The following is a 17235-nucleotide window of genomic DNA, read 5'->3' as shown; positions in this document are numbered from 1 at the left end:
TTGCCGCAATCCGGCCGGCCTTATACTTCCGTGTTTCCGCCCGCCACGCGAGGCTGCTTTGGACAAGATTCTGATTCGTGGGGCCCGCACCCACAACCTGAAAAACATCGACCTCACATTGCCGCGCGACAAGCTGATCGTGATCACCGGCTTGTCCGGCTCCGGCAAATCCTCATTGGCCTTCGATACGCTCTATGCCGAAGGCCAGCGCCGCTACGTCGAGTCGCTCTCGGCCTATGCCCGGCAGTTCCTGTCGATGATGGAGAAGCCCGACGTCGACACTATCGAAGGCCTGTCGCCGGCGATCTCCATCGAGCAGAAGTCCACGTCGCACAACCCGCGCTCGACTGTCGGCACCATCACCGAAATCTACGACTACCTGCGCCTGCTGTACGCACGGGTCGGTACGCCGCGGTGTCCCGATCATGACACCCCGCTGGAGGCGCAGACCGTCAGCCAGATGGTCGATCAGGTGCTGGCACAGCCCGAAGGGCGCAAGCTGATGCTGCTGGCTCCGGTGATCCGCGAGCGCAAGGGCGAGCACCTGGCAGTGTTCGACGAACTGCGCGCTCAGGGCTTCGTGCGCGCTCGGGTCAACGGGCGGCTGTACGAACTGGATGAGTTGCCGAAGCTGGACAAGCAGAAGAAGCACACCATCGAGGTGGTAGTCGACCGCTTCAAGGTACGCGCCGATCTGCAACAGCGCCTCGCCGAATCCTTCGAGACGGCCCTGAAGCTGGCCGACGGCATCGCGCTGATCGCCTCGATGGAAGAAGACGGCGCCGAGGACCTGATCTTTTCCGCGCGCTTCGCCTGCCCGATCTGCGGTCACTCGATCAGCGAACTCGAGCCCAAGCTGTTCTCCTTCAACAATCCGGCCGGCGCCTGCCCGACCTGCGACGGCCTGGGTGTTAAACAGTTCTTCGATGCCAAGCGGCTGGTCAACGGCGAGCTAACCCTGGCCGAAGGCGCCATCCGCGGCTGGGACCGCCGCAACGTTTACTACTTCCAGATGCTCAGTTCGCTGGCCGCCCATTACGGTTTCAGCCTCGACGAGCCGTTCGCCGCCCTGCCGACCGACCAGCAGAAGGTGATTCTGTACGGCAGCGGCAGGCAGAACGTCGAATTCCGCTACCTCAATGATCGCGGCGACATCGTCACGCGCTCGCACCCGTTCGAGGGCATCGTCCCCAACCTTGAGCGGCGCTACCGCGAGACCGAATCCAACTCCGTGCGCGAGGAGCTGGCCAAGTACCTGAGCACCCAGCACTGCCCCGAGTGCCTGGGCACGCGCCTGCGTCGCGAGGCCCGCCATGTGTGGGTCGGCGACAAGACCCTGCCGGCAGTCACCGCGCTGCCGATCGGCGACGCCGCCGACTACTTCGGCGTCCTTTCGCTGCCCGGCCGGCGCGGCGAGATCGCCGACAAGATCCTCAAGGAGATTCGCGAGCGCCTGCAGTTCCTGGTCAACGTCGGCCTCGACTACCTGACCCTGGACCGCAGCGCCGACACCCTGTCCGGCGGCGAGGCCCAGCGCATCCGCCTGGCCAGCCAGATCGGCGCAGGCCTGGTCGGAGTGATGTACATCCTGGACGAGCCGTCGATCGGCCTGCACCAGCGCGACAACGAACGCCTGCTCGGCACCCTGCGCCACCTGCGCGACATCGGCAACACAGTGATCGTAGTGGAGCACGACGAGGATGCCATCCGCCTCGCCGACTATGTGGTGGACATCGGCCCCGGCGCTGGCGTGCATGGCGGGCGCATCGTCGCCGAAGGCACACCGGACGAGGTCATGGCGCATCCCGATTCGCTGACCGGCAAATACCTATCCGGCAGAGTGCAGATCGAGTACCCGCCGCAGCGCACCCCGCGCGATCCGAAGAAACTGCTCAAGCTCAAGGGCGCGCGCGGCAACAACCTGCGCAACGTCGATCTGGAGATCCCGGTGGGCCTGCTCACCTGCATCACCGGCGTATCCGGCTCGGGCAAGTCGACGCTGATCAACAACACGCTGTTTCCGATTACTGCCACCGCGCTCAACGGGGCGACGACACTGGAGGTCGCACCGCATGACTCGTTTGACGGCCTGCAGCATCTGGACAAGGTAGTCGACATTGACCAGAGCCCGATCGGGCGCACCCCGCGCTCCAACCCAGCCACCTACACCGGACTGTTCACGCCGATTCGCGAGTTGTTCGCCGGCGTGCCGGAAGCGCGCTCGCGCGGCTACGGGCCGGGGCGCTTCTCCTTCAACGTCAAGGGCGGGCGCTGCGAAGCCTGCCAGGGCGACGGCGTGCTCAAGGTGGAGATGCACTTTCTGCCGGACATCTACGTGCCCTGCGACGTCTGCAAGGGCAAACGCTACAACCGCGAAACCCTGGAGGTGAAGTACAAGGGCAAGAGCATCACCGAGGTGCTCGACATGACCATCGAGGAGGCGCGGGGATTCTTCGACCCGGTGCCGGCGGTCGCGCGCAAGCTGCAGACGCTGATCGATGTCGGCCTGTCGTACATCAAGCTGGGCCAGAGCGCGACCACGCTGTCCGGCGGCGAGGCACAGCGGGTCAAGCTGTCACGCGAGCTGTCCAAGCGCGATACCGGCAAGACCCTCTACATTCTCGACGAGCCAACTACCGGCCTGCATTTCGCCGACATCCAGCAACTGCTCGATGTGCTGCACCGTCTGCGCGATCATGGCAATACCGTGGTCGTGATCGAGCACAACCTGGACGTGATTAAGACGGCGGACTGGCTGGTCGACCTCGGCCCCGAAGGCGGTTCCAAGGGGGGGCAGATCATCGCCAGCGGCACACCGGAGGATGTCGCGGCGACGGCGCAGTCGCATACCGGACACTTCCTCAAACCGCTGCTGGAGCGCGATCGGGCACGCACCCGATAACGCCGCTCCGTGCATAAAAAAGCCCGCAGCACGCTGCGGGCTTTTTTTGTTCACCATCGTCTCAGGCCAGCGCCTCCGCCAGCGGCAGGTCGACCGCCTTGGCGATACCCGCACCATAAGCCGGATCGGCCAGGTAGCAATGCTTGATGTGGCGCAGCTTGATGTGCCGCTCCACGCCCTGCATCGCCCGAGCGGTGTTCTCGAACAGGCGCTGCTGCTCGTCGGCCTTCATCAGCCGGAACAGATCGCCCGGCTGCGTAAAGTAATCGGCGTCGTCCGCCCGGTAGTCGTAGCGATCGGCAGCACCGTCGAGCATAAGTGGCGGCTCGCTGAAGTCCGGTTGCTGCTGCCATTCGCCATAGGTGTTGGGCTCGTAATGCAGCCGGCCACCGTGGTTGCCATCCACTCGCATCGCGCCATCGCGATGATAGCTATGCACCGCGCAGCGCGGCGCATTGACCGGGATCTGGTGATGGTTGACGCCCAGTCGGTAACGCTGCGCATCACCGTAGGAGAACAGGCGGCCCTGCAGCATGCGATCCGGCGAGAAACCGATGCCGGGCACCACGTTGGCCGGCGTGAATGCTGCCTGCTCGACGTCCTGGAAATAGTTGTCCGGATTGCGGTTGAGCTCGTAGTAGCCCACCTCGATCAACGGATAGTCCTTCTTCGACCAGACCTTAGTCAGGTCGAACGGATGGAACCGATAAGACGCCGCCTCGGCTTCCGGCATGATCTGCACGTACATGGTCCAGCGTGGGTATTCGCCTCGCTCGATCGCTTCGAACAAATCACGCTGCGAGCTTTCGCGATCATTGGCGACGATCGCAGCAGCCTCGGCGTCGGTCAGATTCTTGATACCCTGCTGGGTCTTGAAGTGGAACTTTACCCAGTAGCGCTGATTGTCGGCGCTGATGAAACTGTAGGTGTGCGAACCGAAGCCGTGCATGTGCCGGTAGGACGCCGGAATACCGCGGTCACCCATGACGTAGGTGATCTGATGCAGCGCCTCGGGCAGACCCGTCCAGAAGTCCCAGTTATTGTTCGCACTGCGCATATTGGTCCGCGGGTCACGCTTGACCGCATGGTTGAGGTCGGGGAATTTCAGCGGATCACGGAAGAAAAACACCGGGGTGTTGTTGCCGACCATGTCCCAGTTGCCCTGCTCCGTGTAGAACTTCAGCGCGTAACCACGGATGTCCCGCTCGGCATCAGCGGCGCCCCGCTCGCCGGCCACGGTGGAGAACCGGGCGAACAGCGGCGTGCGTTTGCCGATCTCCGAGAAGAGGGCTGCCTTGGTGTAGCGGGTGATGTCATGCGTGACCACGAACTCGCCGAAGGCACCCGAGCCCTTGGCGTGCATTCGCCGCTCGGGAATCACTTCGCGATCGAAGTGAGCGAGCTTCTCCAGGAACCAGACGTCCTGCAGGAGCATTGGCCCACGGCGCCCGGCGGTAAGCGAATTCTGGTTATCCCACACCGGGGCACCGGCAACGGTCGTCAATTTGGGTTTATCGGTCATGGCTGCATCTCCTTGGCGGATTTCAAACGTCCAGAGGCGGTATGGCACCGGCTGGTTGAAATCCATCATAGGGAGCCAGCGAAACCTCGACTAATGATGAAGGTCAACGCGCTCGATAGCGCAAATCTTTCAGGCATAAAAAAACCGAGTCCAAGGACTCGGTTTTCTGAAACGCCGAAGCGTTACTCGGCGGCTTCAACCTCACCGGCAACCGGACGGTCAACCAGTTCGACGTAAGCCATCGGGGCGTTGTCGCCAGCGCGGAAACCGCACTTGAGAATACGCAGATAGCCGCCCTGACGGGTGGCGTAGCGCTTGCCCAGATCGTTGAACAGCTTGCCTACGGCAGCCTTCGAACGAGTGCGGTCGAAAGCAAGGCGACGGTTGGCGACGCTGTCTTCCTTGGCCAGGGTGATCAGCGGCTCAGCAACGCGACGCAGTTCCTTGGCTTTCGGCAGGGTGGTCTTGATCAGTTCGTGCTCGAACAGCGACACCGCCATGTTCTGGAACATGGCCTTGCGGTGGGCGCTGGTGCGGCTCAGGTGACGGCCACTTTTACGATGACGCATGATTGAAATTCCTTACCAAACGTTCAGTTCGGTTACTGGGGACGATCAGGCAGTGGCCTTATCGTCCTTCTTGAGACTTGCCGGCGGCCAGTTGTCCAGGCGCATACCGAGGGACAAACCACGCGAAGCCAGAACGTCCTTGATCTCGGTCAGGGACTTCTTGCCCAGATTCGGCGTTTTCAACAGCTCTACTTCGGTGCGCTGAATCAGGTCACCGATGTAGTAGATGTTCTCCGCCTTCAGGCAGTTGGCCGAACGTACAGTCAGTTCCAGGTCATCAACCGGACGCAACAGGATCGGATCGATCTCGTCTTCCTGCTCGACAACCACTGGCTCGCTGTCGCCCTTCAGGTCGACGAACGCAGCCAGCTGCTGCTGCAGGATGGTCGCTGCACGACGGATCGCCTCTTCGGGATCCAGCGTACCGTTGGTTTCCAGGTCAATGACCAGCTTGTCCAGGTTGGTGCGCTGCTCGACGCGCGCGTTCTCGACCACATAAGCCACGCGACGTACCGGGCTGAAGGTGGCGTCGAGCTGCAGACGACCGATGCTACGGCTTTCGTCTTCATCGCTCTGACGCGCATCAGCCGGCTCGTAACCACGGCCGCGAGCGACCTTGAGCTTCATGTTGATCGAGCCGTTGGCCGCCAGATTGGCGATCAGGTGATCGCCATTGACGATTTCGACATCGTGATCCAGCTGGATATCGGCAGCGGTCACAGCGCCCGCGCCCTTCTTCACCAGGCTCAAGGTCACTTCATCACGGCCGTGCAGCTTGATGGCGATACCTTTGAGGTTGAGCAGGATTTCGATGACATCTTCCTGCACGCCCTCGATGGCGCTGTACTCGTGGAGCACACCGTCGATCTCTGCCTCGACCACAGCGCAGCCGGGCATAGAGGACAACAGGATACGACGCAGCGCGTTGCCCAGGGTGTGGCCAAAACCACGCTCGAGCGGCTCGAGCGTAATCTTGGCACGGGTCGGACTGACCACCTGCACATCGATGTGGCGGGGGGTCAGGAACTCATTTACCGAACTCTGCATGGATACACCTATTTTCTAGCCCTTACTTGGAGTAGAGCTCGACAATCAGGTTTTCGTTGATGTCGGCGGACAGATCGCTGCGAGCCGGAACACTCTTGAAAATACCGGATTTCTTGTCGGCATCTACCTCGACCCATTCAACGCGACCGCGCTGAGCGCACAGTTCGAGGGCTTGGGCGATACGCAGCTGGTTACGGCACTTCTCGCGAACGGCAACTACATCACCGGCCTTCACTTGATAGGACGGAATGTTCACGGTCTGACCATTGACGCTGATCGACTTGTGCGAAACCAGTTGACGCGATTCGGCACGAGTAGAGCCGAAGCCCATGCGATACACGACGTTGTCCAGGCGGCACTCGAGCAGCTGCAGCAGATTCTCGCCGGTAGCGCCCTTACGGCTGGCTGCTTCCTTGTAGTAACCGCTGAACTGACGCTCCAGCACACCGTAGATACGACGAACCTTCTGCTTCTCGCGCAGCTGAGTACCGTAGTCGGAAAGACGACCACGACGCTGACCATGAACGCCAGGCGGAGTTTCGATGTTGCACTTGGATTCGAGCGCGCGCGCACCACTCTTCAGGAAGAGATCGGTGCCTTCACGACGAGACAGTTTGCACTTGGGACCAATATAACGAGCCATTCTTCACTGTCTCCTGATTACACGCGGCGCTTCTTCGGCGGACGGCACCCGTTGTGCGGGATCGGCGTCACGTCGGTGATGCTGGCGATTTTATAGCCACATGCGTTCAAAGCACGCACGGCGGACTCGCGACCCGGACCTGGGCCCTTGACGTTGACGTCGAGGTTCTTCAGACCGTACTCCAGGGCAGCCTGACCAGCACGCTCGGCAGCGATCTGGGCAGCGAACGGAGTGCTCTTGCGTGAGCCGCGGAAACCGGAACCACCCGAAGTAGCCCAAGACAAAGCGTTGCCCTGGCGGTCGGTGATGGTCACGATGGTGTTGTTAAAAGACGCGTGGATGTGGGCGATGCCATCAACCACTGTCTTTTTGACTTTCTTACGAGGACGAGCAGCAGGTTTTGCCATGACTAAATTCCTACGCGATTACTTGCGGATCGGCTTACGCGGGCCCTTACGGGTACGCGCGTTGGTCTTGGTACGCTGACCGCGAACCGGCAGACCACGACGATGACGCAGGCCGCGGTAGCAACCCAGGTCCATCAAGCGCTTGATTTTCATGTTGACTTCGCGACGCAGGTCGCCCTCAACGATGAACTTGCCGACTTCGCCGCGCAGCAGTTCGACCTGCTCGTCGGAGAGATCCTTGATCTTTGCTGCCGGATTCACGCCGGTAGCGGCACAGATTTCCTGTGCACGGGTGCGACCAACACCGTAGATGTAGGTCAGCGAGATAACAGTGTGCTTGTTATCCGGAATGTTGACGCCTGCAATACGGGCCATTCAGTGAAACTCCAATTGACAGCTACCTACGCCCCGGAAGCCAAGAAAAGGGCGCGAGATATTAACGCTGTAAAAACAAATATTCAACCCGGCAGCGCACTAGCTGCCGGGTTATCACACTTCTACACAATCAGCCTTGGCGCTGCTTGTGACGCGGCTCCGCGCTGCAGATCACGCGCACGACACCGTCGCGACGGATAATCTTGCAGTTGCGGCACAGCCTTTTCACCGATGCACGAACTTTCATCACCAACTCCTCGAACCTTACGAACCACTTCAGCGAAGCATGCCGCTTCCGTAGCTCTTCAGGTTGGCTTTCTTCATCAGGGAATCGTACTGGTGCGACATGAGGTGGGACTGCACCTGGGACATGAAGTCCATGACAACCACCACCACGATCAGCAACGAAGTCCCACCAAGGTAGAACGGAACATTTGCCGCAACCACAAGAAACTGCGGAAGCAAGCAGACCGCCGTCATGTACAGAGCGCCGAACATGGTCAGACGAGTCAGCACACCATCGATATAGCGCGCCGACTGCTCACCAGGCCGAATCCCCGGGATAAACGCACCGGACTTCTTCAGATTCTCGGCAACGTCCTTGGGATTGAACATCAAGGCCGTGTAGAAGAAGCAGAAAAAGATGATACCGGCACTGAACAGCAGGATATTCAGAGGTTGACCGGGAGCGATAGCCTGGGACAAATCCGCCAGCCAGCTCATGCTCTCGGACTGGCCGAACCACTGCCCCAGCGAAGCGGGGAACAGCAGAATGCTGCTGGCAAAGATAGCCGGGATGACCCCCGCCATGTTTACCTTCAACGGCAGGTGACTAGTCTGCGCAGCAAACACCTTGCGGCCCTGCTGACGCTTGGCGTAATGAACGGCAATACGCCGCTGACCACGCTCGATGAACACCACGAAACCGATGATTGCAACAGCCAGCAAGCCGACAGCCAGCAACGCGATGATATTGATGTCACCCTGACGCGCCGACTCAAAGGATTGACCGAGAGCACCAGGTAGCCCGGCGACGATACCGGCGAAGATCAGCATGGAGATCCCATTACCAATACCCCGCTCGGTGATCTGCTCGCCAAGCCACATCATAAACATCGCACCTGCCACGAAGGTGGTAACGGCCACGAAGTAAAAGCCGAAGTCGCTGCTGAACGCAACGCCCTGGCCAGCCAACCCCACCGACATGCCGACAGCCTGCACGACAGCCAACACCAGCGTACCGTAACGCGTGTACTGGCTGATCTTGCGGCGCCCGGCCTCGCCCTCTTTCTTCAACTGCTCCAGCTGCGGACTGACCGCGGTCATGAGCTGCATGATGATCGACGCCGAAATGTACGGCATGATCCCCAGCGCAAAGATGCTCATACGCTCCAGCGCGCCGCCGGAAAACATGTTGAACAGACTAAGGATGGTCCCCTCGTTCTGACGAAACAGCTCGGCCAGCCGGTCGGGATTGATCCCAGGCACCGGGATGTGTGCGCCAATCCGGTAGACGACGATCGCCATGAACAGAAAGCGCAGACGAGCCCAGAGTTCGGACAGCCCACCATTACTCAGCGCGGAGAGAGCACCTTGCTTAGCCATTTATTCCTCGAACTTGCCGCCAGCTGCTTCGATAGCCGCACGCGCACCCTTGGTGGCTGCGATGCCCTTGAGAGTGACCGCGCGACCAACCTCACCGGACAGCATGACTTTCACCCGCTGTACGTTCTGGTTGATGATGTTGGCATCCTTAAGGCTCTGTACGGAGACGACATCCCCTTCCACCTTGGCCAGCTCGGACGTACGCACTTCAGCGCGGTCCATGGCCTTCAGGGAAACGAAGCCGAACTTCGGCAGGCGACGATGCAGCGGCTGCTGGCCACCCTCGAAGCCCGGAGCAATCGTACCGCCGGAGCGGGAAGTCTGACCCTTGTGGCCACGACCACCGGTCTTGCCGAGACCGCTGCCGATACCACGGCCCGGGCGAAGCTTCTCGCGACGGGCACCCGGCGCGGAACGCAGATCGTTCAGTTGCATGAATCAACCCTCCACACGGAGAAGGTAATAGGCCTTGTTGATCATGCCGCGATTCTCAGGAGTATCCTGAACTTCGACGGTGTGACCGATACGACGAAGGCCGAGACCCTTGACGCAAGCCTTGTGATTAGCCAGACGGCCATTCACGCTTTTTACCAGCGTGACTTTGACAGTAGCGTTAGCCATGGTTAGAGAATCTCCTCGACGCTCTTGCCCCGCTTGGCAGCAACCGATTCCGGCGACTGCATGGCCTTCAGCCCCTTGAAGGTGGCATGCACCACGTTCACTGGGTTGGTCGAGCCGTAGCACTTAGCCAGAACGTTTTGCACGCCAGCGACTTCCAGGATGGCGCGCATGGCACCACCGGCGATCACACCGGTACCTTCGGACGCAGGCTGCATGTAAACCTTGGAAGCGCCGTGGGCGGCCTTAGTCGGGTACTGCAGCGTGGTGCCGTTCAGATCCACCTGGATCATGTTGCGGCGAGCCGCTTCCATGGCCTTCTGGATGGCTGCCGGCACTTCACGGGACTTGCCACGACCGAAGCCTACACGACCCTTGCCGTCACCCACCACAGTCAGCGCGGTGAAGGTAAAGATGCGGCCGCCCTTTACGGTTTTTGCGACGCGGTTAACTTGAACCAGCTTCTCGATGTAGCCTTCGTCGCGCTTTTGCTCGTTATTTGCCATAACTTAGAACTCCAGCCCGCCTTCACGAGCAGCATCAGCCAGTGCCTTCACACGACCGTGGTACTTGAAGCCAGAACGGTCGAACGCCACCTGAGTGACGCCTGCGGCTTTCGCGCGCTCAGCGACCAGCTGACCGACTTTCTTGGCAGCGTCGACGTTGCCGGTGGCCCCATCGCGCAGTTCTTTGTCCAGAGTCGAGGCGCTGGCCAAGACCTTGCCGCCGTCGGCCGAAAGGACCTGGGCGTAGATGTGCTGGGAAGAGCGGTACACACAAAGGCGTACGACCTCCAGCTCGCGCATCTTCAGGCGTGCCTTGCGAGCGCGACGCAGACGAGTTTCTTTCTTTACGCTCATTTGCTATGCCCTACTTCTTCTTAGCTTCTTTGCGACGGACCACTTCATCCGAATAACGCACGCCCTTGCCTTTGTAAGGCTCAGGACGACGGAAATCACGGATTTCAGCGGCCACCTGACCGACCAGCTGCTTGTCAACGCCCTTGATCAGGATGTCGGTCTGGCTGGGGGTTTCAGCGGTGACGCCTTGCGGCAGCTCATACTCCACCGGGTGCGAGAAGCCGAGAGCCAGGGACAGCACTTGGCCTTTGGCTTGCGCCTTGTAACCAACGCCGACCAGCTGGAGCTTGCGCTCGAAGCCTTGGCTGACGCCGATAACCATGTTGTTGACCAGCGCACGAGTGGTACCGGCCATGGCGCGATTCTGCTGATCGCCATTGCGTGCAGCAAAACGCAACTCACCAGCCTCCTGGATTACTTCCACGGACGGGTGCACATTCAGATCGAGAGCGCCCTTAGCGCCCTTCACCGAAAGCTGCTGACCGGCCATCTTTACCTCGACGCCAGCGGGCAGCTTGACGGGGTTCTTAGCAACGCGAGACATGCTTATCCCCCCTTAGAACACAGTGCAAAGCACTTCGCCGCCAACACCGGCAGCGCGAGCAGCACGATCAGTCATCACACCCTTGTTGGTGGAGACGATCGACACACCCAGACCGCCGCGCACTTTCGGCAACTGATCGACGGACTTGTACTGGCGCAGGCCAGGACGACTTACGCGCTTGAGTTCCTCGATGACCGGACGGCCTTCGAAGTACTTCAGCTCGATGGACAGCTGCGGCTTGGCGTCGCTGCTGACCTGGTATCCCGCGATATAGCCTTCGCCCTGAAGAACATTGGCTACAGCCACCTTCAGCGTGGAAGACGGCATGCTTACGACGGACTTTTCGGCCATCTGGGCATTACGGATACGAGTTAGCATGTCCGCTAACGGGTCCTGCATACTCATGGGCTCTTAGCTCCTAATACAAAAAAATAAGCCTTCAACGGCTCGTGTCGCCAACGGTCGAAGCCCTACAAAAAATGCGAGGCTCAGGCGAGCCGGGCATTCTAGAGAGTTGCCAGAAACGAATCAAGCCCCAATCGGGGCTTGATCAGAAAACAAACAGGACCCGAAGGTCCTGAGTGCTTCTTTACCAGCTGGCCTTGACCAGACCCGGCACATCACCGCGCATTGCAGCCTGACGCAGCATGTTGCGCGCCAAACCAAACTTACGGTAGACGCCATGCGGACGACCGGTCAGACGGCAACGGTTGCGCAGGCGCGAGGCGCTAGCATCACGCGGCTGCTTCTGCAGGGCGACCTGGGCTTCCCAACGCTGCTCCGGAGTGGAGTTCGGGCTGACGATGATAGCCTTCAGCGCCGCACGCTTCTGCGCATACTTAGCAACCGTCTGCTGACGCTTCAGCTCGCGGTTCTTCATGCTTTGTTTAGCCATGTCCTACTCCAATCAGTTGCGGAACGGGAAGTTGAAGGCACGCAGCAGTGCGCGACCTTCATCATCCGTCCGGGCAGTGGTGGTCAGGGTGATGTCCAGGCCACGCAGAGCATCGATCTTGTCGTAATCGATTTCCGGGAAGATGATCTGTTCCTTCACGCCCATGCTGTAGTTGCCGCGGCCGTCGAAGGACTTGGCATTCAGGCCGCGGAAGTCACGCACGCGCGGCAGGGAGATGGAAAGCAGACGATCCAGGAATTCGTACATGCGCTCGCGACGCAGAGTCACCTTGACGCCGATCGGCCAGCCCTCACGGACCTTGAAACCAGCAATGGACTTGCGAGCGTGAGTCACGACGACCTTCTGGCCGGTGATCTTCTCCAGATCGGCAACCGCGTTGTCGATGATCTTCTTGTCACCGATCGCTTCGCCAATACCCATGTTGAGGGTGATTTTGGTAATGCGCGGAACTTCCATCACGTTCGCCAGCTGAAGCTCTTCCTTCAGCTTCGGCGCGATTTCTTTCCGGTAAATCTCTTTCAGTCGTGCCATGGTGTTTTACCTATGATTCTCAAGCGCCAACCGGCTTTTGGGTGGACTTGAAGACACGAATTTTTTTGCCGTCTTCGATCTTGAAGCCAACGCGGTCTGCCTTGTTGGTTTCACCATTGAAGATGGCGACGTTGGAGACGTGCAGAGGCGCCTCTTTCTCGACGATACCGCCCTGAACGCCGGACATCGGGTTTGGCTTGGTATGACGCTTGACCAGGTTGACCCCACCAACGAGCACACGGCCGTCAGCGAGAACCTTGAGCACCTTACCGCGCTTGCCCTTGTCTTTGCCGGCAATGACGACGATCTCGTCGTCGCGACGAATCTTTTGCATGCGGCTACTCCTTACAGCACTTCTGGGGCAAGCGAGACGATCTTCATGAACTTCTCGGAACGGAGTTCACGGGTCACTGGCCCAAAGATGCGGGTGCCGATCGGCTCCTGCTTGTTGTTCAGCAGAACAGCAGCATTGCCATCGAAACGGATAATGGAACCGTCGGGACGACGAACGCCGTGACGGGTGCGGACTACAACAGCAGTCATCACCTGGCCTTTCTTGACCTTGCCACGCGGAATCGCTTCCTTGACGGTGACCTTGATAATGTCGCCGATGCCGGCGTAACGGCGGTGAGAACCGCCGAGCACCTTGATACACATGACGCGACGCGCGCCACTGTTATCCGCCACATCGAGCATCGATTGAGTCTGAATCATATAATTTCTCCGACCCTTAGCCCTTAGACTTCGACGGCGCGTTCAACGACGTCAACCAATGTCCAGGTCTTGGTCTTGGCCAGCGGACGAGTCTCGCGGATGGTGACCTTGTCGCCGATACGACACTGGTTAGTTTCGTCGTGAGCGTGCAGCTTGGTCGAACGCTTAACGTATTTGCCGTAGATCGGGTGCTTGACGCGACGCTCGATCAGAACGGTGATGGTTTTGTCCATCTTGTCGCTGACGACGCGGCCAGTCAGCGTGCGGACAGTCTTTTCAACTTCAGCCATGATCACTTACCTGCCTGCTGGTTGAGCACAGTCTTGACGCGAGCGATATCGCGCTTGACTTGCGAGAGCAGGTGAGACTGCCCCAACTGGCCAGTTGCCTTCTGCATGCGCAGATTGAACTGGTCGCGCAGCAGCTCGAGCAGTTGCTCGTTCAGCTGCTGAGCGGATTTTTCACGAAGTTCATTCGCTTTCATCACATCACCGTCCGCTTAACAAAGGAGGTGGCGAGAGGCAGCTTTGCAGCAGCCAGGGCGAAAGCCTCACGCGCCAGCTCTTCGGAAACACCCTCGATCTCGTAAAGCACCTTGCCCGGCTGAATCTGGGCTACCCAGTACTCGACGCTACCCTTACCTTTACCCATACGAACTTCGAGAGGCTTCTTGGTAACTGGCTTGTCGGGGAACACGCGGATCCAGATCTTGCCGCCACGCTTCACGTGACGAGTCAGCGCGCGGCGCGCCGCTTCGATCTGGCGCGCAGTCAGGCGACCACGGGAAACAGACTTCAGCGCGAACTCGCCGAAGCTGACCTTGCTACCGCGCTGAGCCAGACCACGGTTGTGGCCGGTCATCTGCTTGCGGAATTTTGTACGCTTGGGTTGCAACATTTGGCGTACCCCTTACTTAGCAGCTTTTTTACGAGGCGCGGGCGCTTGCGGCTTTAGCTCTTCATGGCGGCCACCGATGACCTCGCCCTTGAAGATCCATACCTTGACGCCGATCACACCGTAGGTGGTGTGCGCTTCGTAAGTGTTGTAATCGATATCGGCACGCAGGGTGTGCAGCGGCACACGACCTTCGCGATACCACTCGGTACGGGCGATTTCAGCCCCACCCAGACGACCACTGACCTGGATCTTGATGCCCTTGGCACCAATGCGCATGGCGTTCTGTACGGCGCGCTTCATGGCGCGACGGAACATCACGCGACGCTCCAGCTGCTGAGCTACGCTCTGTGCAACCAGCATTGCGTCGAGCTCCGGCTTGCGGATCTCTTCGATATTGATGTGCACCGGCACACCCATTTGCTTGGTCAGGTCCTGACGCAGCTTCTCAACATCCTCACCCTTCTTGCCGATCACGATGCCGGGACGAGCGGTGTGGATGGTGATGCGTGCGGTTTGTGCCGGACGATGAATATCAATACGGCTCACGGACGCGCTTTTTAGTTTGTCTTGGAGGTACTCGCGCACGTTCAGATCTGCAAGCAGATAGTCTGCATACGTACGGCCGTCTGCGTACCAGACGGAGGTGTGCTCCTTGACGATTCCCAGGCGAATGCCAGTGGGATGTACTTTCTGACCCATCTGATCGACTCCGTTACTTGTCCGCAACCTTGACAGTGATATGGCAAGACCGCTTGACGATGCGATCAGCGCGGCCTTTGGCACGCGGCATGATGCGCTTAAGCGAACGCCCTTCGTTGACGAAGACCGTAGAGACCTTCAGGTCGTCCACGTCAGCGCCTTCGTTGTGCTCGGCGTTGGCAACGGCCGACTCCAGCACTTTCTTCATGATCTCGGCGGCTTTCTTGCTGCTGAAAGCCAGCAGGTTGAGCGCTTCGCCCACCTTCTTCCCGCGGATCTGGTCGGCGACCAGGCGAGCTTTCTGGGCGGAGATGCGAGCGCCCGACAACTTAGCGGCTACTTCCATTTCCAAACCCCTTAACGCTTGCCTTTCTTGTCGGCCACGTGACCACGATAGGTACGGGTTCCGGCAAATTCGCCCAGTTTGTGGCCGACCATGTCTTCGTTCACGAGGACCGGAACATGCTGGCGACCGTTATGCACAGCGATGGTCAAACCGACCATTTGCGGCAGGATCATCGAGCGACGCGACCAGGTTTTCACCGGCTTGCGATCGTTCTTCTCCAACGCCGCTTCGACCTTCTTCAGTAGGTGAAGATCGATAAAAGGACCTTTTTTCAGAGAACGCGGCACTGTCGTATCCCTCTAGTTACTTGCGACGACGGACGATCATGTTATCGGTGCGCTTGTTAGAGCGAGTCTTCGCGCCCTTGGTCGGGAAGCCCCACGGCGACACCGGATGACGACCACCGGAGGTACGACCTTCACCACCACCATGCGGGTGATCGACCGGGTTCATGGCCACGCCGCGCACGGTCGGACGAATGCCCTTCCAGCGCTTGGCTCCAGCCTTGCCCAGCGAACGCAGGCTGTGCTCGGAGTTCGAGACCTCACCCAGAGTGGCACGGCACTCGGCCAGCACCTTGCGCATCTCGCCGGAGCGCAGACGCAGGGTCACATAGGCACCTTCACGCGCCACCAGCTGAGCCGAAGCACCAGCCGAACGCGCAATCTGGGCACCCTTGCCCGGCTTCAGCTCAACACCGTGGACGGTGGAACCCAGCGGAATGTTGCGCAGCGGCAGGCTGTTGCCAGCCTTGATCGGCGCGTTCACACCCGAGAGCAGTTGATCGCCAGCACTCACACCCTTCGGCGCAATGATGTAGCGACGCTCGCCGTCGGCATACTTCAGCAGCGCGATATGCGCGGTACGGTTCGGATCGTATTCGACGCGCTCGACGATGGCAGGAATGCCATCCTTGTTGCGACGAAAATCGACCAGACGGTAATGCTGCTTGTGACCACCGCCAATGTGGCGAGTGGTGATGCGGCCGTTGTTGTTACGACCACCGGACTTCGACTTCTTCTCGAGCAGCGGAGCATAAGGAGCGCCTTTGTGCAGCTCCTGACCCACCACCTTGACCACAAAGCGGCGGCCCGCGGAAGTCGGTTTGCATTTAACGATTGCCATGATGCACCCCTTCCTTACTCAGCACTGCCGGAGAAATCGAGATCCTGGCCCGGCTGAAGTGCGATGTACGCCTTCTTCCAGTCGTTGCGCTTGCCCAGACCGCGAGCGGTACGCTTGGTCTTGCCCTGTACATTCAGGGTGTTGACGGTAGCGACCTTCACGTTGAACAGGCTTTCGACGGCCTTCTTGATTTCCAGCTTGGTTGCATCGGTAGCAACCTTGAAAACGAATTGGCTCTTGCTGTCAGCCAGCACGGTTGCCTTCTCGGAGACGTGCGGACCAAGCAGGACTTTGAATACGCGTTCCTGGTTCATCCCAGCAGCTCCTCGAATTTCTTCACGGCCGACACGGTGATCAGCACCTTGTCATAGGCGATCAGGCTGACCGGATCCGAACCCTGAACATCGCGCACGTCGACGTGCGGCAGGTTGCGCGCAGCCAGGTACAGGTTCTGATCGACAGCTTCGGAAACGATCAGCACATCATTCAGACCCATGCCATTGAGCTTGCTGGCAAGCACTTTGGTCTTCGGCGCGTCGACGGCGAAATCCTCGACAACGACCAGACGGTCGGAACGAACGAGCTCAGCAAGAATGGAGCGCAGAGCTGCGCGGTACATCTTCTTGTTCAGCTTCTGATCGTGGTTTTGCGGACGAGCAGCGAAGGTCACGCCACCGCCACGCCAGATCGGACCACGAGTGGTACCGGCGCGCGCGCGACCAGTGCCCTTCTGGCGCCACGGACGCTTGCCACCACCGGACACGTCGGAGCGGGTCTTTTGCTGCTTGCTACCCTGACGACCGCCAGCCATGTAGGCGACGACCGCCTGGTGCACCAGCGTCTCGTTGAACTCGCCACCAAAGGTGCGATCGGAGACTTCGATGGCCTGTGCGCCATTTACATTCAATTGCATGT

General features: G+C 59.6%; 28 protein-coding genes. 1 reads left to right on the top strand and 27 read right to left on the bottom strand.

Annotation, left to right across the window (positions count from 1 at the left end; translation table 11 throughout):
* Nucleotides 1–58: 58 nt before the first annotated feature.
* Nucleotides 59–2902: an excinuclease ABC subunit UvrA gene (uvrA, locus tag HU825_RS07965; protein WP_234303248.1), complete on the top strand. Its 2844-nt coding sequence runs from the start codon at nucleotides 59–61 to the stop codon at nucleotides 2900–2902.
* A 61-nt stretch (nucleotides 2903–2963) separates the two neighbouring features.
* On the opposite strand, the gene HU825_RS07960 is transcribed toward uvrA, so the two are convergent.
* From HU825_RS07960 to rplD, 27 genes are all read right to left on the bottom strand, one after another.
* Nucleotides 2964–4424, bottom strand: coding sequence for a catalase (locus HU825_RS07960; RefSeq protein ID WP_234303247.1), 1461 nt, complete (start codon nucleotides 4422–4424; stop codon nucleotides 2964–2966).
* A 182-nt stretch (nucleotides 4425–4606) separates the two neighbouring features.
* Entirely contained in the window at nucleotides 4607–4993 is a 387-nt protein-coding gene (rplQ, locus tag HU825_RS07955; protein WP_003289185.1) for a 50S ribosomal protein L17, read from the bottom strand.
* Between the two features lie 45 nt (nucleotides 4994–5038).
* A complete protein-coding gene (locus HU825_RS07950; RefSeq protein ID WP_003289187.1) occupies nucleotides 5039–6040 on the bottom strand; it encodes a DNA-directed RNA polymerase subunit alpha in 1002 nt (333 codons plus the stop codon).
* Between the two features lie 22 nt (nucleotides 6041–6062).
* A complete protein-coding gene (rpsD, locus tag HU825_RS07945) occupies nucleotides 6063–6683 on the bottom strand; it encodes a 30S ribosomal protein S4 (RefSeq protein ID WP_003289188.1) in 621 nt (206 codons plus the stop codon).
* A gap of 17 nt (nucleotides 6684–6700) precedes the next feature.
* Nucleotides 6701–7090, bottom strand: coding sequence for a 30S ribosomal protein S11 (gene rpsK, locus HU825_RS07940; RefSeq protein ID WP_003281811.1), 390 nt, complete (start codon nucleotides 7088–7090; stop codon nucleotides 6701–6703).
* Nucleotides 7091–7108: 18 nt separating this feature from the next.
* The gene (gene rpsM, locus HU825_RS07935) at nucleotides 7109–7465 is read right to left on the bottom strand and encodes a 30S ribosomal protein S13 (protein ID WP_003289190.1); all 357 of its coding nucleotides are present in this window, start codon (nucleotides 7463–7465) and stop codon (nucleotides 7109–7111) included.
* A gap of 130 nt (nucleotides 7466–7595) precedes the next feature.
* Nucleotides 7596–7712: a 50S ribosomal protein L36 gene (gene rpmJ, locus HU825_RS07930; RefSeq protein ID WP_008570596.1), complete on the bottom strand. Its 117-nt coding sequence runs from the start codon at nucleotides 7710–7712 to the stop codon at nucleotides 7596–7598.
* A gap of 29 nt (nucleotides 7713–7741) precedes the next feature.
* Nucleotides 7742–9070: a preprotein translocase subunit SecY gene (gene secY / locus HU825_RS07925; RefSeq protein ID WP_077682532.1), complete on the bottom strand. Its 1329-nt coding sequence runs from the start codon at nucleotides 9068–9070 to the stop codon at nucleotides 7742–7744.
* Nucleotides 9071–9505, bottom strand: a complete 435-nt coding sequence (rplO, locus tag HU825_RS07920) for a 50S ribosomal protein L15 (protein WP_008570598.1) — start codon at nucleotides 9503–9505, stop codon at nucleotides 9071–9073.
* Nucleotides 9506–9508: 3 nt separating this feature from the next.
* Complete coding sequence (rpmD, locus tag HU825_RS07915; protein WP_003289195.1) at nucleotides 9509–9691, bottom strand: 50S ribosomal protein L30; 183 nt, start codon at nucleotides 9689–9691, stop codon at nucleotides 9509–9511.
* Between the two features lie 2 nt (nucleotides 9692–9693).
* Nucleotides 9694–10194, bottom strand: coding sequence for a 30S ribosomal protein S5 (gene rpsE / locus HU825_RS07910; protein WP_003289196.1), 501 nt, complete (start codon nucleotides 10192–10194; stop codon nucleotides 9694–9696).
* 3 nt (nucleotides 10195–10197) lie between these two features.
* Complete coding sequence (gene rplR / locus HU825_RS07905) at nucleotides 10198–10548, bottom strand: 50S ribosomal protein L18 (RefSeq protein ID WP_003289198.1); 351 nt, start codon at nucleotides 10546–10548, stop codon at nucleotides 10198–10200.
* A gap of 10 nt (nucleotides 10549–10558) precedes the next feature.
* Entirely contained in the window at nucleotides 10559–11092 is a 534-nt protein-coding gene (rplF, locus tag HU825_RS07900; protein ID WP_003289201.1) for a 50S ribosomal protein L6, read from the bottom strand.
* A gap of 12 nt (nucleotides 11093–11104) precedes the next feature.
* On the bottom strand, nucleotides 11105–11497 hold the full coding sequence (gene rpsH, locus HU825_RS07895) for a 30S ribosomal protein S8 (protein WP_003289202.1): 393 nt from the start codon (nucleotides 11495–11497) through the stop codon (nucleotides 11105–11107).
* A 184-nt stretch (nucleotides 11498–11681) separates the two neighbouring features.
* Nucleotides 11682–11987 (bottom strand): 30S ribosomal protein S14, encoded by a 306-nt coding sequence (gene rpsN, locus HU825_RS07890; protein ID WP_043298100.1) that lies wholly within the window; start codon nucleotides 11985–11987, stop codon nucleotides 11682–11684.
* A 12-nt stretch (nucleotides 11988–11999) separates the two neighbouring features.
* On the bottom strand, nucleotides 12000–12539 hold the full coding sequence (gene rplE, locus HU825_RS07885) for a 50S ribosomal protein L5 (RefSeq protein ID WP_003289205.1): 540 nt from the start codon (nucleotides 12537–12539) through the stop codon (nucleotides 12000–12002).
* A 19-nt stretch (nucleotides 12540–12558) separates the two neighbouring features.
* Nucleotides 12559–12873, bottom strand: coding sequence for a 50S ribosomal protein L24 (gene rplX, locus HU825_RS07880; protein WP_003289206.1), 315 nt, complete (start codon nucleotides 12871–12873; stop codon nucleotides 12559–12561).
* An 11-nt stretch (nucleotides 12874–12884) separates the two neighbouring features.
* Nucleotides 12885–13253, bottom strand: a complete 369-nt coding sequence (rplN, locus tag HU825_RS07875; protein WP_003289207.1) for a 50S ribosomal protein L14 — start codon at nucleotides 13251–13253, stop codon at nucleotides 12885–12887.
* Between the two features lie 23 nt (nucleotides 13254–13276).
* Nucleotides 13277–13543 (bottom strand): 30S ribosomal protein S17, encoded by a 267-nt coding sequence (rpsQ, locus tag HU825_RS07870; protein WP_008570602.1) that lies wholly within the window; start codon nucleotides 13541–13543, stop codon nucleotides 13277–13279.
* 2 nt (nucleotides 13544–13545) lie between these two features.
* Nucleotides 13546–13737: a 50S ribosomal protein L29 gene (gene rpmC, locus HU825_RS07865; protein ID WP_003289209.1), complete on the bottom strand. Its 192-nt coding sequence runs from the start codon at nucleotides 13735–13737 to the stop codon at nucleotides 13546–13548.
* Nucleotides 13737–14150, bottom strand: coding sequence for a 50S ribosomal protein L16 (gene rplP, locus HU825_RS07860; RefSeq protein WP_003281836.1), 414 nt, complete (start codon nucleotides 14148–14150; stop codon nucleotides 13737–13739). Before rplP ends, rpmC begins: the two co-directional genes overlap by 1 nt.
* 12 nt (nucleotides 14151–14162) lie before the next feature.
* On the bottom strand, nucleotides 14163–14849 hold the full coding sequence (gene rpsC / locus HU825_RS07855; RefSeq protein WP_003289210.1) for a 30S ribosomal protein S3: 687 nt from the start codon (nucleotides 14847–14849) through the stop codon (nucleotides 14163–14165).
* Between the two features lie 13 nt (nucleotides 14850–14862).
* Nucleotides 14863–15195, bottom strand: a complete 333-nt coding sequence (gene rplV, locus HU825_RS07850) for a 50S ribosomal protein L22 (RefSeq protein ID WP_003103908.1) — start codon at nucleotides 15193–15195, stop codon at nucleotides 14863–14865.
* Between the two features lie 11 nt (nucleotides 15196–15206).
* Entirely contained in the window at nucleotides 15207–15482 is a 276-nt protein-coding gene (gene rpsS / locus HU825_RS07845; RefSeq protein WP_054093410.1) for a 30S ribosomal protein S19, read from the bottom strand.
* Between the two features lie 16 nt (nucleotides 15483–15498).
* On the bottom strand, nucleotides 15499–16320 hold the full coding sequence (gene rplB / locus HU825_RS07840; protein WP_003289211.1) for a 50S ribosomal protein L2: 822 nt from the start codon (nucleotides 16318–16320) through the stop codon (nucleotides 15499–15501).
* A 14-nt stretch (nucleotides 16321–16334) separates the two neighbouring features.
* On the bottom strand, nucleotides 16335–16634 hold the full coding sequence (rplW, locus tag HU825_RS07835) for a 50S ribosomal protein L23 (RefSeq protein ID WP_003289212.1): 300 nt from the start codon (nucleotides 16632–16634) through the stop codon (nucleotides 16335–16337).
* The gene (gene rplD / locus HU825_RS07830) at nucleotides 16631–17233 is read right to left on the bottom strand and encodes a 50S ribosomal protein L4 (protein ID WP_003289213.1); all 603 of its coding nucleotides are present in this window, start codon (nucleotides 17231–17233) and stop codon (nucleotides 16631–16633) included. Before rplD ends, rplW begins: the two co-directional genes overlap by 4 nt.
* Nucleotides 17234–17235 lie beyond the last annotated feature (2 nt).

This window comes from Pseudomonas phenolilytica (assembly GCF_021432765.1).
GTDB classification, from domain to species: domain Bacteria; phylum Pseudomonadota; class Gammaproteobacteria; order Pseudomonadales; family Pseudomonadaceae; genus Stutzerimonas; species Stutzerimonas phenolilytica.
This window is presented reverse-complemented; position numbering and strand designations above follow the sequence as displayed.

Excerpts from the sequence above, each read along its gene's own strand:
- HU825_RS07960 (WP_234303247.1), bottom strand. The coding sequence starts at position 4,424 with ATGACCGATAAACCCAAATTGACGACCGTTGCCGGTGCCCCGGTGTGG.
- rplQ (WP_003289185.1), bottom strand. The coding sequence starts at position 4,993 with ATGCGTCATCGTAAAAGTGGCCGTCACCTGAGCCGCACCAGCGCCCAC.
- HU825_RS07950 (WP_003289187.1), bottom strand. The coding sequence starts at position 6,040 with ATGCAGAGTTCGGTAAATGAGTTCCTGACCCCCCGCCACATCGATGTG.
- rpsD (WP_003289188.1), bottom strand. The coding sequence starts at position 6,683 with ATGGCTCGTTATATTGGTCCCAAGTGCAAACTGTCTCGTCGTGAAGGC.
- rpsK (WP_003281811.1), bottom strand. The coding sequence starts at position 7,090 with ATGGCAAAACCTGCTGCTCGTCCTCGTAAGAAAGTCAAAAAGACAGTG.
- rpsM (WP_003289190.1), bottom strand. The coding sequence starts at position 7,465 with ATGGCCCGTATTGCAGGCGTCAACATTCCGGATAACAAGCACACTGTT.
- rpmJ (WP_008570596.1), bottom strand. The coding sequence starts at position 7,712 with ATGAAAGTTCGTGCATCGGTGAAAAGGCTGTGCCGCAACTGCAAGATT.
- secY (WP_077682532.1), bottom strand. The coding sequence starts at position 9,070 with ATGGCTAAGCAAGGTGCTCTCTCCGCGCTGAGTAATGGTGGGCTGTCC.
- rplO (WP_008570598.1), bottom strand. The coding sequence starts at position 9,505 with ATGCAACTGAACGATCTGCGTTCCGCGCCGGGTGCCCGTCGCGAGAAG.
- rpmD (WP_003289195.1), bottom strand. The coding sequence starts at position 9,691 with ATGGCTAACGCTACTGTCAAAGTCACGCTGGTAAAAAGCGTGAATGGC.
- rpsE (WP_003289196.1), bottom strand. The coding sequence starts at position 10,194 with ATGGCAAATAACGAGCAAAAGCGCGACGAAGGCTACATCGAGAAGCTG.
- rplR (WP_003289198.1), bottom strand. The coding sequence starts at position 10,548 with ATGAGCGTAAAGAAAGAAACTCGTCTGCGTCGCGCTCGCAAGGCACGC.
- rplF (WP_003289201.1), bottom strand. The coding sequence starts at position 11,092 with ATGTCTCGCGTTGCTAAGAACCCCGTCAAGCTGCCCGCTGGCGTCGAG.
- rpsH (WP_003289202.1), bottom strand. The coding sequence starts at position 11,497 with ATGAGTATGCAGGACCCGTTAGCGGACATGCTAACTCGTATCCGTAAT.
- rpsN (WP_043298100.1), bottom strand. The coding sequence starts at position 11,987 with ATGGCTAAACAAAGCATGAAGAACCGCGAGCTGAAGCGTCAGCAGACG.
- rplE (WP_003289205.1), bottom strand. The coding sequence starts at position 12,539 with ATGGCACGACTGAAAGAGATTTACCGGAAAGAAATCGCGCCGAAGCTG.
- rplX (WP_003289206.1), bottom strand. The coding sequence starts at position 12,873 with ATGCAAAAGATTCGTCGCGACGACGAGATCGTCGTCATTGCCGGCAAA.
- rplN (WP_003289207.1), bottom strand. The coding sequence starts at position 13,253 with ATGATTCAGACTCAATCGATGCTCGATGTGGCGGATAACAGTGGCGCG.
- rpsQ (WP_008570602.1), bottom strand. The coding sequence starts at position 13,543 with ATGGCTGAAGTTGAAAAGACTGTCCGCACGCTGACTGGCCGCGTCGTC.
- rpmC (WP_003289209.1), bottom strand. The coding sequence starts at position 13,737 with ATGAAAGCGAATGAACTTCGTGAAAAATCCGCTCAGCAGCTGAACGAG.
- rplP (WP_003281836.1), bottom strand. The coding sequence starts at position 14,150 with ATGTTGCAACCCAAGCGTACAAAATTCCGCAAGCAGATGACCGGCCAC.
- rpsC (WP_003289210.1), bottom strand. The coding sequence starts at position 14,849 with ATGGGTCAGAAAGTACATCCCACTGGCATTCGCCTGGGAATCGTCAAG.
- rplV (WP_003103908.1), bottom strand. The coding sequence starts at position 15,195 with ATGGAAGTAGCCGCTAAGTTGTCGGGCGCTCGCATCTCCGCCCAGAAA.
- rplB (WP_003289211.1), bottom strand. The coding sequence starts at position 16,320 with ATGGCAATCGTTAAATGCAAACCGACTTCCGCGGGCCGCCGCTTTGTG.
- rplW (WP_003289212.1), bottom strand. The coding sequence starts at position 16,634 with ATGAACCAGGAACGCGTATTCAAAGTCCTGCTTGGTCCGCACGTCTCC.
- rplD (WP_003289213.1), bottom strand. The coding sequence starts at position 17,233 with ATGCAATTGAATGTAAATGGCGCACAGGCCATCGAAGTCTCCGATCGC.